The organism is Pseudomonas crudilactis, from assembly GCF_013433315.1.
In the GTDB taxonomy this organism is placed as follows: Bacteria; Pseudomonadota; Gammaproteobacteria; order Pseudomonadales; family Pseudomonadaceae; genus Aquipseudomonas; species Aquipseudomonas crudilactis.
Window position 1 is genome coordinate 1 of sequence record NZ_WXVV01000061.1, and the last position, 516, is coordinate 516.

1 pseudogene is annotated in these 516 nt (G+C 64.5%); it reads left to right on the top strand.

The features are described 5' to 3' along the window. A pseudogene (locus tag GTU76_RS30720) lies at positions 1 to 516 on the top strand (type IV secretion protein Rhs); the annotation flags it as partial.

The window sequence follows — 516 nt, forward strand, 5'->3', positions numbered from 1 at the left end:
CGAGGCCAGCAACGCCGTCGGTGACAGCGAGCGTTACGACTACGACGACGCCCACGTGATTCTGCAGCGGCAACTGGCTGGCGGGGCGAGTTTCTTCTGGGAGTGGGAGCGGCCGGGGAAAGCCGCTCGGTGTGTCAGGCACTGGGCGTCGTTCTCGCAGATGGACACGCGCTACGTCTGGAGCGATGACGGCAGTGTCGCGGTGCATTACGTCGATGGCACCGAAGAGACGTACGTCCACGACGAGCGTGCGCGGCTGGTGCGCAAGGTCGAGGCCGACGGTGGCGAACAGCTCAAGGCCTATGACTCTTCGGGGCGGTTGATCGCCGAGCAGGATGCTTTGGGTGCCATCACCGAATACCGCTACGACGAGGTCGGACGGCTGGTGGCGCTGATTCCGCCGGCTGACGCACCCACGTCCTACGAGTATCGCAACGGTTTCCTGCATAAACGCTCTCGCGGCGATGCGGTGTGGATCTACCGGCGCAATGCCGAGGGCGATGTCACCGAAGCGGT